We start from the raw sequence: 14,222 nt of genomic DNA, 5'->3' as shown, positions 1-14,222 counted from the left end.
GAATTCATTACGCGGGGGGATAAAACGTCACCGGCTGCGGCTGCAACCGGTGATTTGAGGATTAAATCAGGCTGAAGGCAGCGTTTTATCGGCACCTGTTCCTTGCTTGTTGGACAAGGTGTCTTGCAGTTGCTTTTCATCCAACTGTTTACACCATTTAGCCACTACAACCGTTGCTACACCATTACCGACCAGGTTAGTCAGCGCACGGGCTTCAGACATGAAGCGATCAATGCCCAGAATTAACGCCAAACCGGCCAACGGCAAGTGGCCGACAGCAGAAATAGTAGCAGCCAGCACGATAAAGCCACTACCGGTCACTCCTGCAGCCCCTTTAGAGGACAGCAACAGCACCACCAACAGAGTCACCTGATGCACGATGTCCATATGAGTGTTGGTCGCCTGCGCAATAAACACGGCCGCCATAGTCAGGTAGATTGAGGTCCCATCCAGGTTAAATGAGTAGCCGGTCGGAATAACCAAGCCCACCACCGACTTCTTACAGCCCAATTTTTCCATTTTATCGAGCATACGTGGCAGCACCGACTCGGAAGAAGACGTTCCGAGTACGATCAGCAGCTCTTCTTTTATATATCGAACAAATTTGAAAATACTGAAGCCGTTGGCGCGGGCAATGGAGCCCAGAACCACCACCACGAACAGCACGCAGGTAAGATAGAAACAGGCAATCAATTGACCGAGCTGCAACAACGTACCTACGCCGTATTTACCGATAGTAAACGCCATCGCCCCGAAAGCACCCAGTGGTGCCAGACGCATAATCATATTGATAATGCCGAAGATCACGCGAGAGAAACTATCGATAACGTTGAAGATCAGTTGGCCTTTGTCACCCAAGCGATGCAGGGCAAAGCCGAACAGTACGGCAAACAGCAGTACCTGAAGAATGTTGCCACTGGCGAAGGCACCGATAACGCTACCAGGGATGATATCCAGCAAGAATGGAATGATGCCCTGCTGCTGGGCCTGTTCCGCATAAACTGCCACCGCCTTGGCATCCAAAGTACCTGGATCGATGTTCATCCCAGCGCCCGGTTGGACCAGGTTAACAATCAGCAGACCAATCAGCAGTGCAATGGTACTGACGATTTCAAAATAGAGCAGTGCGATCGCACCGGTACGGCCGACGGCCTTCATGCTCTCCATACCCGCGATGCCCGTCACCACAGTACAGAAGATCACCGGCGCGATGATCATTTTAATCAGTTTAACGAATCCATCGCCCAGAGGTTTCATCTGTGCGCCAATGTCAGGATAAAAATGACCAAGCAGGATGCCCAGCGTAATCGCCGTTAACACCTGAAAATAGAGGCTCTTAAAGATAGTGAGTTTCATATGAACATCCTTTGGGGGGGAAGACACGCACCAGGCGGTATTCTAGTTATCTCGCCTGTTCATCGCTTGCGCGGAAAATAACACCCACCTAACAACATGGAAATAATTTGTTGCACCCATAGATACATGTTGATACGAATTTAAGAGCTGAAACGCGCCAGCCCAAATGCAAGGTTGTAAATTACGTAAGCATTTCTTTGCACTAACTCAAAAGCGGTAGTAAAGATCAGCATTGTTGGACGAGATAGCTCTCGGGCGACACCGGCATCGTCCGAGAGATGAGGAAGGGTAAATCAGGCAGGCGGTTGGCAAAACTCGGCTTCAAACTCACTGCGTGGCAGCGGGCGAGCAAACAAGAAGCCTTGTCCACTATGAATACCGTGCCGCAACAACCAATCGCGTTGTTCTGTATTTTCGACGCCTTCAGCCATCACTGGCAGCGCCAACACCTCAGAAATAGAACTGACGATACGCACCATAGCGTCATCGTTCGGTAATCCCTGAATAAAACTCTTGTCGATTTTAATCAAATCGATCGGCAGGCATTTCAATCGGTTCAGATAATTCAGGCTGGAATATCCCATACCAAAATCATCCAATGCAATGGACAGCCCCAGGTCGTGCAACTCCCGCAACAGCGCCAATGCACGATCGAGATCGTCAATACGTACCGTCTCGGTAATTTCCAGCAGCAACTTGCGCGGGTCAATATGGTGTTGCGCGAGCACACTTTTCAGATGCGGGATAAAATCCTCATGCTTCATTTGGATAGGAGACACATTGACCGCCAACGGCATTGTGATACCGCGGCCCTGCCAATCAGCCAAGATACGGCATGCTTCCTCCAGCACCCAGTTACCGAGTGGCACAATCACCCCAAGTTCTTCGGCTAACGGGATCACATCTGCCGGTAGGGTATAGCTGCCGTCATACTGTTGCCAACGCAGCAGCGCTTCAGCGCCTATTACTGCATTGGACTGCATATCTATCTGTGGCTGCAAAAATAGCGTAAATCGACGCTGTTCAATGGCCTGCAGAATTTCGCTTTCCTGCGTCAGTCGCTTTTGGGTGCGCTCTGTCAGGCTCGGCTCGAAAAACAGCACCTGGTTTTTACCTTCACGATGTGCTGACATCATTGCCGAAGTAGCGCTACGCAGCAGTTGTTCCGCACTCTCCCCCGAATTGAGGTAATGCGCGATACCGATGCTGGCACTTGGTCGCAACGGCATTTCCTGCAAGCTCAGCGGTGCGTTGATCTGCGCCATGATACGGCGTGCCAGTTGCATGGCATGGAATGGGCGCTCAACGCCTTTAGCCAGAATGGCAAACTCGGTGTTGCTCAACTGCGCCAATACGCCGTTTTCATCGATACACTCACGCAGCTTTTTCGCCAGCATCAGCAACAGCGCTTCTCGCATCGCCGGATTGAGCACACCCGATGCCTCGTGCAAGGTTTCAATGCCGATAACCAGCAGATTAAAACGCTCGGGACGCAGACTAGAGGCAATATGCTGCTCCAACAACGCGGTAAACAGCGCCTGATTCGGCAACTCGGTGACCGGATGGCGAGTGCTCATACGACTCATTTCCGCATAGGCTTTTGCCAGCCGCTGCTGATTGCGGTTGTAGTTACGCACCAACAACCCCAGCTCATCGTCCTGATGCAGCGCTGGCAGCATCAGTTGGTGATACGGCGCTTCTTCCTGCGAAATATTTTCCAGCTCTTTGGCCATTGCCCGCAGCGGGTGCACCATCAGTCGGTTCATACACCAACTAATGGCGACCGACAGGATCAATGCCAACAGTAAGTAGGTCGACAGCATGGTCGACAATATACTGAGAATAAATTGGTACATGCGGAACGAATCGGCCTGCAGCACCAGATAAGCCAACGGCTGTGGGTTGGCTGGCACACGCTCCAGCGAATAGAGCGGAACAGAAATCTGGATCGGTAGCTCAAACAGGCGAGCGATCAGCGTTGGAACTGGCCGTTCCGGCGGGAAATTGGCGTGTAATGCCTGAAATTCGTTCGGCAACACGATATCCGCACGCGTCAAGATCCCCACCGGCAGCAATGTGTTCAGCACACGCTTGGTTTCGGGCACGTCCATGCGCAGAACCGCTTCCGCCAGAGGCTGGCGCACGGAGTGAGCAATATTTTCCAGTTGCTGGGCATAGTCATCCCTGCGCTGCTGCACAAAATGGAATAACTGGATCACGATAAAGATGCAGATCGTCACCAGCGCCACACCGGACACCGTTGCCATCTGTTTAATCGTTAATGAACGCCTGACCCGCAAACCTGCTCTCCGCTAATTCGGGCTGAAATAAAAAAGGGATGAAGAATACCCATCCCTTGGACCGGTCTGAGTATACTCGATTGTTTGCTGTTTTAATCTTGCCATGCCCAGGACAAACCCAAGAAAACCGCGGGTTTCAGTATTTTCCTAATGAAAGACCGCTTACAAAGCCGGTTATTAGTGAGAGCGCGCCTCGGTACATCAGGTCCGGGTATCTCTGGTGGCACATCAAACGAACACAGGGTAGCAAAACTACCCTGTGCCGACACTCTGAATCTGCCTGAAGTGGGTTACTTGAAATCAGCGTACGGTGTCAGTGGTTGAGGCGGTAAATCCAGGTCGCCCTGCCAACCGGCCATCGAATAGCGCAAATAGAGCAATGCATGACTTGGTGTATAGTCTTTCGCCTGCTGAATATCGATCCCGGCTCCCAGTGTCCAGTGTGAACTGAGACGGCGTTCAACAATCGCCCGGAGGGTATAACCGAAGCCGGAAGAAGAACTGCCATCCTCCACGGCAAACTTGTCCGGTAACGAGTCTGGAATTAACCCTTGCAACGGGTAACGCGCTTGGCTGTTGGTTTTCGAATGGGACAAAGACACTGACCCACCCAGTTCCCAGGACCAATTCTCGGTACGCTGGCGATAATTGACCGGCACCGCCAACGACATATATTGCTGTGGACTGTAATAGCCGCCCTGACCGAGAGAGTAACCGCTCAAATCCTTCTGATAATGCCACAGCATGGTGTTCAGCCCGACAGTAACGCGACGGTTATCCTCGTTGATCAATTTGTAGTAATAACCGGCCATAAAGCGTTCGCGCTGGTTATCCTCGACGTTTTTACCGGTCAACTGATGCGCACTGAGGTCGGCCCAAACACCCTGTGCCTCACCGCGATCATAACTGGCGCTCAGACTGACCCCAGTGGCGCGCACTCCGCCCCAGGTCGTGCCGGTATTCGGGTCTTTGGTGCCGCCAAACGCCAGCAGCGAGCTGGATATCGGCCGGCGTGAGGCCGCCAATGTCCAACCTATGTGGTTCCAGTCGTTGCTGTAAGCCAGTCCACCCACCCAGTCGACCACATCAAAGCCCATCGGTGTGGTACCGATATCCCCCGACCAGCGATCGTTCTGCCAACCGACCGCCACACTGGTACCGGTGGCTTTCTGATGTTCGTCACCGCTACAGCCCTGAGTATGACAAGTGCCAAAGGTCTCATAATATTTGCCATTGTTGTCGGTGGAGAAACTGCCGGCATCCAACTGAACGGTATCGGACCGGAAAAATGCCCGCCCGTCGTACAACGGTATGTCCACCTGCAACATGGTGTCGTGCGCTTTGTAATCGGAGATACCACCGGTACCGCTGGATCCCCAATAGTCATGATCGAGCGTGACATTAACATCTTGCTGACGGTACAGATCCGCTGCATCTGAACGGATACCGCGTTTTAGCCAGTCGTCACCCGGATTGTTACGCGTCAAATAGGTATAGCTGTCGTTATCTGGCGGTACGTTAGGTGTAATGCCGCTGGCCACCATTGCCTGTTTATAGTCCTGTTGCGCCAATGCCGGCTGCAATTGGTCGCGTTCGAGCCGTGCCGCATCGCGGTAAATCAGCGCTTTTGACTGACTAGGCGGTTCTTGCTGAGCTGCCGTTTTCAGCCGGGTAAAGATATCCGTCGCTTTTTGTGGCTCGCCAACGGCATACCAAGCATTGGCCACCCGTCTTTCGCTGTTGCTGGATGGGTTTGGCGCCGCCGTTTCGGTTTGTAGACGCTGACGCGCTTCGCTCAGTTTACCCTGCGCCACATATGCCTCTATTTCGCCCAGTTGCACATCCGGGTTATTCGGTTCACGCGCCCGTACCCGTTGATAGTCCGCCAAGGCAGCATCATAGTCGCCACGCGCCAGCGCCCAATCGGCCAACTGGAGATCGATACGGGTATCGGTGGGTTGACGGCGCAGATAAGCGACCGCACCCGGCTCGTCACCTGCGGCACGCAGTTGCTCGGCATGATCCAACGTCTCCTGCATTTTCAGTCGCTGTGCCAATTCCCGCATATTGTCGTTCCACTGCGAGGTAGGTAAAGTATTCAACTGCGCCAGCGCCTGCTGATCGCGATCGCTGCCGGAAAGATACAGTGCGTAGGCATACGTCAGTTGCGGGTTACCATGCTGTTTTTGCGCCAATCGGCTGAACAGGGCGTCCGCCTGCCCCGGTTGCCCGGCCTGACGCAAAGTCTGTGCATAATGATACGTCAGCCACACATCGTCAGGATCCATCTGCTGGGCACGGCGATATTTCTCTGCTGCCTGATGCCACTGTTTTTGCTCTGCAAGCTGGTCGGCCTGCTGTTTCAGCATGTCGAGCTGCAAACCGTCCAGCGTGCTACGCAATTTATTTTGCTGACTACGCGGCAGGCTATTGAGATAGGCCAGCGCCTTTTCAGGTGATTGACGCTGGTAGATATTGACCAGACCGCGTACCGCACTGCCGCTGCCCGGATCCAGCCGAAGTGCCTGCTGATAAAAACGCTCGGCAGCGGCGTCATCTTTACGCGCCACGGCAACGTCACCCAGACCAATCACTGCACTGCTATCACTGTTGTCAATCTGCCGTGCCTGTTGATATTTCTGCTGTGCCAGCGCCAGATTGTCGGCTTTCAACGCCTTGTCACCTTCATCGACCGCCAACCAATAGCTGTTGCTCTTGATCAGGCTCTGCCATTTACTGCTGCCGTAACCGCTTTTATCGGCCTGCAATGCCTGACGGAACAAACTTAACGCTTGCGGGCGATTGCCGGCGCGGGAATAGGCCTGCCCCAGAGCCCCGAGCACTTCAGCATCGTTAGGTGAGGCCGCCAGCGCTTTTTTCAGTTCAGGAATGGCTGCACGACTGCCCCCCTTCTCCACCTGAGCGAGTCCACGCACTCGTGCCTGATAGGCCGGGTCCGATAGCAGTGCCTGTTGCCTCGCCAGCTCTTGCTGGGCGCCGACAGCCTGATCGCCGGTTTCAAATACCCCGAGGAAACGATTAAGGGCCGCGACACTTTGCGGACTGACCGGCATCGCTTTAACTTTTTCCAACCACAGATCCGCAGCATCACCGCGTCCGATGGGATCGGCAGCCACTTTCTGCAATAAATCATAAGCCTGTGCGTCACGATCCTGACTAAATAACATCCGTGCCAATGACATCCGCAGCGGCACGTTGCCGGAATATTGTTGATCCAACAGCTGTAACTGTTTTAGTGCTGCGGCTTCTTGTCCCGGTAGCCGTGCAACCAGCCGCCAATATTCCACCGCCAGTTCAAGTGTCGGCGGGTCACCGTGGAACAGATCGTCATACTGCGCCTTCGCCTCCGGCAAACGGCCGGCTGTCGCCATTAATCGCGCCTGTTGCAGCTTCTGCCGGGTTTCTGGCTGGGTCAGCAACATATTCATTTCCGCCTGACGGTAAGCGCTTGACTGTGGGGCAATCTTTTTCAGCTTATCTAACTGCTGCTGCGCCAACGCCTGATTACCCTGCCGCAACGCCAAACGCATACGCGCTGAAATAACGTCCGGGTTGTTCGGGTCCATTAACTCGAGCCGATAAAGCGACTGACGAACCAACTCATCCTTATTACTGGCCTCCCCAACCCGTACCTGTTCCAACAACCATTGTTCCGGCGCGACGGTTTCCGCCCCCTGAGCTTGCGGCAGCATCGCCAGACTTAAAGGCACCAGGCCTAGCCAGTTTATTCTGAAGTTACGCATTGGCCGCCCCAGGAGGGTTGAAGTTCACCCTGCCGATTAAAACGATAACGTTGTTGATCCCATCCCTGACCGAACAGCACCAACGAGGCACTGAAATAGGCATTATCACCCGGCGGGTTTTGCTTAATCCGTTGGCGCTGTACCTGCAACGCCTCTGGTTGGTTCACCAACATCGGCAACATGGAAGCAGAGAAGCCCACCGGACCGTCGCCACTGGTTTTGCCACTGACTGTATCCGTTTTCTCCGGTGGGACACCCTGTGTCAGGGTAGTTTGCGCCATCGGCTGCAATTGCTTGAGTAATGCTGCCTTATGTTTATCGTCATCTGCCAGCATGCCGACCCACAGATAAACCCGGATAGCGTCATAACTGCCGATGTTCGGTTTGACGGTATCCGGTTGCCAGCCTTTGCCGACCTGCCACACCACCCAGTCCGGTGAGAAGCCGTGTGGTGCGGTTTCCAGCCACAATCGCAAATTGGTTTGCTCCATTGCCCGCCACGGACCATTTAAGGCAGAAAAACGTGCCAGCAATTGGGGGGGAAGGTAGCTCGGGTTGAGTCGCCAACGGTCTTCAGCCACAAACCCCACCTTTCCCGGCAACAGCATCAAACCCAGACCGGGAATATCCGCCACCTCTTCACGGGCAATTCGCTGCAACAACAACGTGCCAAGGGTTTGATAGCGGCGACTGTTCCATAAGCGCCCCGCTTCCAGCAGATTGTAGGCAATCCACAAATCCGCGTCGGATGCAGAATTGCTGTCCAGTACTGTCCACTGTTTTTTTTCGTTCTCACCCCACAGCCACGCAGGTAAATGGGCGCTAAGATCGCCCGCAGCCAAATTGTTTTCCGTCCACTCCAGCAGCTGGTCAAACGCTGGTCGATCGTTTGCTACCAGCGCGAAGAACATGCCATAACTCTGCCCTTCCGATGTGGTAATGCGGTTCGGGCTGCTCGGATCGATCACGCGTCCCTGTTCGCTGATATAAAATTGTTTGTACTGTTGCCAGGCTGGCCATTCGCAGGCCGCCGCTGCGCTGAAGGCGCACAGCAGCAGCATGCCGAATGTCAGACGTTTCAACGCCACTGGCATGGTAATTAATCCCGGTCTTCAGGCGACAGGCGACGACGGCTGAAGATTCTCAAGCCACGCCACAGCATCAACGCCAGAATGACCACTACCACAACCGCGATCACAGCAAGCCACACCGGATGAGTCGACAAGGCATGCCAGATGCGTTCCCACCACGGCAGATGGCCGACATAATAAACATCGCCCACTCGCAGGCTGTTTACGCCAGATTCACGGATCACCGCCACCGACCCAAACACTGCTGCACGCTTGCCACTGTCCAGCAATGCATTGTTCAGTAGATCGTAGCCACGCGGACTGTCAGCCAGTAACGCGACAATGCTGCGTTGGTCGTTAAACGGTGATTGCACCCCGATAATCGCCGACATTGCACCTTCTGAACTGATGGTGGTTTTGCTGTCCGGCTTAGTGTCCTCCGCCAATACGTCCATCGTCGGTAACGGTAACTGACGTGTCGGCTGCTTCACCCAACTCTGAGTGGCGTCCACGAGCAGGTTGATTTTTTTGTCATCCCGCAGCTCTGGCGGAATGGTACCGATCATCAGAATATCGGCATCCCGATCTTTCGCCTGGGACCAATCGTCACTCAGCGTCACCGCCAGCGCCGGATAACCGGTCTGGGCGCCAATAATACCCAGTGCGTTCAGCAAGGCACTGACCTGTGGCGGCTGTGGCTGTTTGTTCACCAGCACCAGTGTTTGCGACAAATCAGCCAAACGGCTGAAAGGGAAACCGGCATTCGCGAAGGCACGTAGATCCGGCATCGCCATAAAGTGGCGGTAACCGGAGAAATCAATGGTTGATGCACCGTCGATCACCGCATGGTTAGCGGTAAAGGAGTAAGTTTCACAACGCCCTTCCGCGCCACTGGCCAGCAGCGTAGTGTAGTCAAAGTCGAAACGCAGTTGGTTAGTCGCACCCAGGCGCAGTGCCGGTATATTGACATTCTTGTCCGAGTCGATCAGCCCTTGAGTCAGCGGCAAACGCAGCAACTGGGTACCCTGTTCGTGTTCAGGGACTAATGAATATGCCTGCACAAACTGGTTGTTTAAGCTGACGCTCAGGCGCGAACCGTCCTGAATACGCGGTGCGGTGTAGCGGTACTTCAAATGCATATCAATGCCGGTACTGCGGATCAGGAACAGATCCGGTGGTAAATTCATGGTTAGCGAGATCGGGCCCGGCTCGATGCCACTGGTCTGCAATTGTTCTGCATACTGTTGCAGCTCTGCAAAGGTCATAGGTCGATCGGTACGCACCCAGTTAGGTGCATCGTAAGGCTGGCGCGGCGCCAGTTGTTCGACCTTATCGACCGTGACGTTCTGGCCACGGAACAGAATGTTGCCCTGCGCAATACCTTTCACTGCAGTGATCAAATCGTTGTCATCACGCCCCTGCACCAACAACAGTTTGATGTACGGGTTGTCTGGATGGCTGATCATTTCCACCGTAGGCCCATTGACCGGTGGATAGTCGCGCAAGAAATCCGGACGTTGCTTATTGGTGGCGAAGACGATGGCATGCTGTTCTGGCAGCTTGTTATACAGCACCGGGAACGACTGGCCACGCCACTGCGCTTTGCTGCCAAACCACGAGGCCAGAATGCCCGCAGCACGTTGTTGGGCAATATCTGGCTGACCCGCAAACACCACTGGCAACGTCAACGGCCGGTTGTCGCGGCTGTCGAAGAAGGGTTCAGGGAAATGCGATAATTCGTTTTTCACCGGCAAGGTCTGATAGCGCAGGTTCAAGGAGCTGGATTTACTGATTTCAAGCCACAGCGTTGTACTAGCCGGGTTTTCACAAATATTCTGATAATGACCGACGAAAACTAACCTTACACGGTTAAAATCGGTGATATAGCGGGGATCAATCGGCATCTGGATGCGATTCGGTTTGCCGAGTTGCTCTTTGGCAATGGTCGTCACGCCCATCAGTTCATCGTTGAGGTACACCTTGACGTGCGACTCCACCGGAATCAACGACGGTGACGGGGTGAACTCCAGATCGAGCATCGCCTGCGACACCACCTCATCGCTGCGCACGCCAAATTCAACCTGACCATCAGGCCGGGTACCACGCAGGGTAAAGGTACCGGGCGGTGGGGCAATATTGGCAAACGGCAATTGTACGTCACGAACCGGCGCATTCGGATCCTGTGGCGCACCCGTTCCCATCGGGGTCGTCACCGACGCGTCGACGGGTACCGTCATCGGCGGTTGTGCAGCCACGGTCGGTGCAGTGGCAGTTTCAGCCTGAGACAAGGTGCTGATGCCTAAGGCCAGGGCGGTAAACCAGGTTATTTTTCTCGTCATCGTATCATCATCAATGTTAGAGCCTGATCACCAGGCAAGTGAACGGGCGGTTTGCCTATACCACTGTCTCTTTTTGGCTGAAGATCGGAGTCCTGCCGACACTGTGCGGGATAAAGGACACTATCCACGCGATCAACGTCGTGAACCCAACCAGCAGGCGGCGCACCATCGGCGGTGCGTAATCCGCCATACGTACGTAACCCCGGAAGCCCAACGCCAGAACGTCTCGCAGGCTTTCGATCGGTTTATCTTCAGGGAACCCGTCCTGCCACAGCGCCCAGGTATCGGCACGGGCAAAGGTACACTGAATAAAATCAATATGTTCGCGGGTGCTGAGGCCAACCATACGGATCCCCACCTTGCTACCAAAGGCACGCGTAACAACACACGGGAAGCTGTATTCTTGCTGGCCACGCTTGAGTAACAGCGACACCTTGTCACCGTCTTTCAGCGCATCCGCGACGCGCATCTCAATCCCTACCCCACCGTCGGAATAATCGCGCAACGTGCAGGGGAATAAATGCCCATCGGCACGCGCGATCGCGGCCGGCATGGCAATCTCCACCCGGTGCGCTTGGCGCACCTGCTTGGCCTCGACAGCCACCGCCACCGCACCACCGAGGATAGTCATGTTGTAAAGTACCCACACCAGGCTGATGATCACCGTCATGACCTCATCCGCTGGGCCATAGCCCAAGCGCCAGACACCAAAAGCCAATCCAGCCAGATTTAATATCACCAGGAACATATAGGGCCGGGTGATCACCCAGTCGACATGCTCTTCCTCCACCAATCCACCTTTCGCTGTAACGTTGAATTTGCCCTTGTGCGGATTGAACAACGCCACCGTGGTCGGTCGGGCGATGTACCAAGCCAGTACCGTTTCGTAGATCTCACTCCAGAAGGAGTGGCGGTATTTCCCCTGAATGCGTGAGTTAGTCAGGCTGGCGTGGATCATATGCGGCAGTACATACAGCGCGATCGCCAGTGCCGGAGCAAAGATGATATAGGCATGCAGTAACAGGAAGGCCAAAGGCGCTGTAAGGAAAATCAGTCGCGGAATACCGGACAAGAAGTGCAGCATGGCGTTGGCATAACACAGGCGCTGAGCCAACTTCAGCCCTTTGCCGAGCAGGGGGTTATCAAGCCGGAAGATTTGCACCATGCCACGTGCCCAGCGAATACGTTGGCCAATGTGTGCCGACAGACTTTCTGTCGCCAACCCGGCCGCCTGCGGAATGCGGATATAGGCCGAAGTGTGCCCGCGGCGATGCAAGCGCAGTGACGTGTGGGCATCTTCAGTAACGGTTTCCACCGCAATACCACCGATTTCATCCAGCGCACTCCGGCGCAGAATCGCACAGGAACCGCAGAAGAAGGTCGCATCCCACATATCGTTACCGTCTTGCACCAGGCCATAGAACAGCGTGCCTTCGTTCGGTGTTTGTCGGAAACGCCCGAGGTTACGTTCAAACGGGTCTGGCGAGAAGAAGTGATGTGGCGTCTGCAGCATCGCCAGTTTCTTGTCTTTAAAGAACCACCCCATTGTCAATTGCAGGAACGAGCGTGTCGGCACGTGGTCGCAGTCAAAAATCGCCACAAATTCGCCTGTGGCCTGCTTTAACGCGTTATTGATATTACCGGCCTTGGCGTGTTCATGGGTGGGACGGGCGATGTACTTCACGCCTACTTCTTCGGCGAACGCTTTAAACTCTGGCCGGTTGCCGTCATCGAGGATGTAGATGGTGACTTTTTCTTTCGGCCAATCGATGCCCAGCGCAGCATAAATGGTGGGTTTCACCACCCCGAGGTCTTCGTTATAGGTCGGTACCAGCAGATCGATTGTCGGCCAGGTAGAGCTATCCGCGGGCATTGGCACCGGCTGACGATTAAGCGGCCAAACCGTTTGGAAATACCCCAATACCAGTACCACCCAGGCATAGGTTTCTGCCACCAGCAACAGCAAGCCGCAGGTCAGACTGAGTGGATCATCCCAATTCAGCGTGGCGGTATAGCGCCACCATAAATAGCGGCAAGACACAGTCAGCGACAACACAATCAACATCAGTCCCGGCAAGCGCCCAGGCACCCGGCGCACCACCATGGCGATCGCCCACAGCAGCACCACAAACACAAACTGCGCTGGCAGGTCAAACGGCTGCGAAATACACAAAATAGCGAGGAGCGCCGCACATATGCCAATAATGATAAACAGTACACGACGCATGCGCCGGTTCATCCGCCCCAAACGTGCCACCGAGCGTTGTTCCAGCCCAGCGCTTTCTAACCGTTGTGGAATAGTTTTCAACCAATTGGCATAGCGTAGCTGCAAGCGCTGCCAGCTGGCGAAATGGTTGTGTTCTCTCTGCGCACGGTCTGTACGGAATACCAACAACCACAAGCCTTGCACCAGATAACGTAACGCATCTGCCGGTCGTGGGCGGCTAGGAGACAGATGCGGGAACCAATAGGTACGCCCTGCCCGCAAGCGCTGCCAACCGGGGGATTCCAAACGCAGAAAAACCCAGCTCAACGCCACCAATAACGTGGTGAAAAAAGCGGTAAACGCCGATGCCCCATGGCGGCGGTAGGCACGATATCGCGCCTGTACCGCATGGTGGACAGGCGGTACCAGTAGCAGGCTCATCACCCGGCTCATGGCACCCTATCCTTCAGGTTGATCAAGCACCAGTTAGCCAGGGTCAGCACCTCATCGGCAGCCAGGCTTTCCGGCCGATACTCACCCAGCGGCTGCTTCACTGCCAGCGCTTCAGCCATCGCCTCATCGCGGTGAATTACCACCGGCAACAACCCGCCCAGTGTTTGCAGCCACAGTTGGTGCAAATCCTGCTGTAGCAGACTGGCGGCAAAGTAATGATTAATCAGGAAATGGCAACCTTCCGGCAGGGCCTGTTGATGCAGACGAACCTGGCAGTTGGCGTCCGGGGCAATCAACATGAATACACTGTCCGCCACCGTCAATGCCTGTTGAGCCAACACCTCATCATCTGTCGGAAGATCCAACAGGATCCAGTTGTATTGGGCGTTGGCAGTAATCTGCGCCAAATTCTCTTGCCAGCGTTTGGGATGTTGCTGGCAATGCCTTTGCAAATCTAACCGTTCCACCGCCGTTAACCGGCCAAAGGGAAGAAAGTCGAGGTTTTCACAATAGCGCATTGCGCCTTGTTGCCATTGCCCACCGTCCTGCTCAGCCCGGGCCCAGCCACGCGCTAACTCGAACGGTGTATTAAAATGCAGGCGCAGTAAATTATCCGTTGTGAAATCAATGGCCAGCACCGATTCGCCCAGTTGCTGTAATGCCCATGCGAGCGCCGCGGTGACCGACGTCGTCCCCATTCCGCCTCGCAAACCCTGCAGTGCAATCACTGGCAT

Annotated in this window: 7 protein-coding genes; all 7 read right to left on the bottom strand. The window is 54.6% G+C overall.

All coding sequences use genetic code 11. From position 1 onward, the window contains the following. Positions 1-66 precede the first annotated feature (66 nt). Entirely contained in the window at positions 67-1,356 is a 1,290-nt protein-coding gene (locus SGBXF1_RS00815; RefSeq protein ID WP_061808170.1) for a dicarboxylate/amino acid:cation symporter, read from the bottom strand. Positions 1,357-1,649: 293 nt separating this feature from the next. Further along, entirely contained in the window at positions 1,650-3,656 is a 2,007-nt protein-coding gene (gene hmsP, locus SGBXF1_RS00810) for a biofilm formation regulator HmsP (protein WP_037422829.1), read from the bottom strand. Positions 3,657-3,946: 290 nt separating this feature from the next. Then, complete coding sequence (gene bcsC, locus SGBXF1_RS00805; RefSeq protein ID WP_186427687.1) at positions 3,947-7,420, bottom strand: cellulose synthase complex outer membrane protein BcsC; 3,474 nt, start codon at positions 7,418-7,420, stop codon at positions 3,947-3,949. After that, a complete protein-coding gene (gene bcsZ, locus SGBXF1_RS00800; RefSeq protein ID WP_186427686.1) occupies positions 7,402-8,514 on the bottom strand; it encodes a cellulose synthase complex periplasmic endoglucanase BcsZ in 1,113 nt (370 codons plus the stop codon). The genes bcsC and bcsZ overlap by 19 nt, the downstream gene beginning before the upstream one ends. 5 nt (positions 8,515-8,519) lie before the next feature. Next, positions 8,520-10,829, bottom strand: coding sequence for a cellulose biosynthesis cyclic di-GMP-binding regulatory protein BcsB (gene bcsB, locus SGBXF1_RS00795; RefSeq protein ID WP_037422839.1), 2,310 nt, complete (start codon positions 10,827-10,829; stop codon positions 8,520-8,522). A gap of 55 nt (positions 10,830-10,884) precedes the next feature. Next, entirely contained in the window at positions 10,885-13,488 is a 2,604-nt protein-coding gene (gene bcsA, locus SGBXF1_RS00790; RefSeq protein ID WP_186427685.1) for a UDP-forming cellulose synthase catalytic subunit, read from the bottom strand. After that, positions 13,485-14,222, bottom strand: a complete 738-nt coding sequence (gene bcsQ, locus SGBXF1_RS00785) for a cellulose biosynthesis protein BcsQ (protein WP_037422845.1) — start codon at positions 14,220-14,222, stop codon at positions 13,485-13,487. The genes bcsA and bcsQ overlap by 4 nt, the downstream gene beginning before the upstream one ends.

It is taken from the genome of Serratia grimesii (genome assembly GCF_900186025.1).
GTDB classification, from domain to species: Bacteria; Pseudomonadota; Gammaproteobacteria; order Enterobacterales; family Enterobacteriaceae; genus Serratia; species Serratia grimesii.
The sequence above is the reverse complement of the archived record's forward strand: the minus strand, read 5'-3'. Positions and strand labels throughout refer to the sequence as shown.

Coding starts and splice junctions, on each gene's coding strand:
- bcsQ (WP_037422845.1), bottom strand. CDS start 14,222: ATGCCAGTGATTGCACTGCAGGGTTTGCGAGGCGGAATGGGGACGACG.
- bcsC (WP_186427687.1), bottom strand. CDS start 7,420: ATGCGTAACTTCAGAATAAACTGGCTAGGCCTGGTGCCTTTAAGTCTG.
- bcsB (WP_037422839.1), bottom strand. CDS start 10,829: ATGACGAGAAAAATAACCTGGTTTACCGCCCTGGCCTTAGGCATCAGC.
- bcsZ (WP_186427686.1), bottom strand. CDS start 8,514: ATGCCAGTGGCGTTGAAACGTCTGACATTCGGCATGCTGCTGCTGTGC.
- SGBXF1_RS00815 (WP_061808170.1), bottom strand. CDS start 1,356: ATGAAACTCACTATCTTTAAGAGCCTCTATTTTCAGGTGTTAACGGCG.
- bcsA (WP_186427685.1), bottom strand. CDS start 13,488: ATGAGCCGGGTGATGAGCCTGCTACTGGTACCGCCTGTCCACCATGCG.